The following is a 1,811-nucleotide window of genomic DNA, read 5'->3' as shown; positions in this document are numbered from 1 at the left end:
CCCGCGCACGCCCCCTTCTTGACGGTTCCCGCCCCCGGAGAGATTATTCATCACATGGTGAATTACAGTGACCGAACCTCCGAACCCCCCGACGACACAGGACAAGGCACCGCCGCCCCCAGCACCCCGCCCGACGCCGACGCCGCCGTCCGCGCATCCGCCCTCACCGTCGTCCGCGGCCCCCGCACGGTCCTGCGCGCCCTCGACTTCGCGGTCCCGCGCGGCCAGATCACCGGACTCCTCGGCCCCTCGGGATGCGGCAAGTCGACGCTGATGCGCGCGATCGTCGGCACCCAGGCCAAGGTCACCGGCACCCTGGACGTCCTCGGCCGCCCCGCAGGCCACCCCACCCTGCGCACCCGCATCGGCTACGTCACCCAGGCACCCTCCGTCTACGACGACCTGTCGGTCCGCCAGAACCTCGCCTACTTCGCCGCGATCCTCGACCCGGGCCGCGCGGCGGCCGACCGCCGCCGCGACGACGTCGCCCGAACCATCGCCGACGTCGACCTGACCAGCCACGCCGACGCCCTCGCAGGCAACCTCTCCGGCGGCCAGCGAAGCCGCGTCTCCCTGGCCGTGGCCCTCCTGGGCGCCCCCGAACTCCTCGTCCTCGACGAACCGACGGTCGGCCTGGACCCGGTCCTGCGCCGCGACCTGTGGAACCTCTTCCACGAGATCGCCGCCTCCCGCGGCACCACCCTCCTCGTCTCCTCCCACGTCATGGACGAGGCCGAGCGCTGCCACCGCCTGCTCCTCATGCGCGAGGGCCGGATCCTCGCCGACGGCACCCCCGACGAACTCCGCGCCCGCACCGCCACGGACACCGTCGAGGCCGCCTTCCTCCACCTGGTCGACGCGGCGACCCGGGCCATCCGCAAGAAGGAGAAGACCCGATGACCACGAACACCGCGCCCCCCACCCCTACGACGCCCACCGCCCACACCTCCCCCACAGCGCCTCTCAACCTCTCGCGCACCACCGCGACCGCCGCCCGCGTCCTGCGCCAGCTCCGGCACGACCCGCGCTCGATCGCCCTCATGATCCTCATCCCGTGCGTGATGCTGTTCCTGCTCCGCTACGTCTTCGACGGCAGCCCGCGCACCTTCGACAGCATCGGCGCGTCCCTCCTCGGGATCTTCCCCCTGATCACGATGTTCCTGGTCACGTCCATCGCCACGCTGCGCGAACGCACCTCCGGCACCCTCGAACGCCTCCTCGCCCTCCCCCTCGGCAAGGGCGACCTGATCGCCGGCTACGCCCTGGCCTTCGGCGCCCTCGCGATCCTCCAGTCCGCCCTCGCCACCGGCCTGGCCCTCTGGTTCCTCGACCTGGACGTGCTGGGCAGTCCCTGGCTCCTTCTCCTGGTGGCCCTGCTCGACGCCCTCCTCGGCACAGCCCTCGGCCTCTTCGTCTCGGCCTTCGCGGCTTCCGAGTTCCAGGCGGTCCAGTTCATGCCGGCGGTGATCTTCCCCCAGCTCCTCCTCTGCGGCCTCTTCACCCCGCGCGACACGATGCACCCCGCCCTGGAGGCCGTCTCGAACGTCCTCCCCATGTCCTACGCGGTCGACGGCATGAACGAGGTCCTCACCCACACGGACATGACAGCCGACTTCATCCGGGACGCCCTGATCGTGGCGGGCTGCGCACTCCTGGTCCTGACCCTGGGAGCAGCGACCCTGCGCCGCAGGACGGCATGACAGCCGAAGGGGCAGGTGGTCCGTGGCCACAACTCCAGAGTCGCGGGAACGGACGGCGGGGGCGATCCACACCGCACACAGCCCCACCCCGAACCGCGCCCCGAACCGCGC

The 1,811-nt window shown here is 71.7% G+C and carries 2 protein-coding genes; both read left to right on the top strand.

Annotation, left to right across the window (positions count from 1 at the left end; genetic code table 11):
• Positions 1-54: 54 nt before the first annotated feature.
• Positions 55-900: an ABC transporter ATP-binding protein gene (locus tag P1P75_RS41350; protein ID WP_319265163.1), complete on the top strand. Its 846-nt coding sequence runs from the start codon at positions 55-57 to the stop codon at positions 898-900.
• Positions 897-1,700, top strand: coding sequence for an ABC transporter permease (locus tag P1P75_RS41345; RefSeq protein WP_319265161.1), 804 nt, complete (start codon positions 897-899; stop codon positions 1,698-1,700). The genes P1P75_RS41350 and P1P75_RS41345 overlap by 4 nt, the downstream gene beginning before the upstream one ends.
• Positions 1,701-1,811 lie beyond the last annotated feature (111 nt).

This window comes from Streptomyces sp. ID05-39B, from assembly GCF_033794725.1.
In the GTDB taxonomy this organism is placed as follows: Bacteria; Actinomycetota; Actinomycetes; order Streptomycetales; family Streptomycetaceae; genus Streptomyces; species Streptomyces bobili.
This window is presented reverse-complemented; position numbering and strand designations above follow the sequence as displayed.

Bases quoted from the DNA above. Each gene is read 5' to 3' on its own strand.
- P1P75_RS41350 (WP_319265163.1), top strand. From the start codon at position 55: ATGGTGAATTACAGTGACCGAACCTCCGAACCCCCCGACGACACAGGA.
- P1P75_RS41345 (WP_319265161.1), top strand. From the start codon at position 897: ATGACCACGAACACCGCGCCCCCCACCCCTACGACGCCCACCGCCCAC.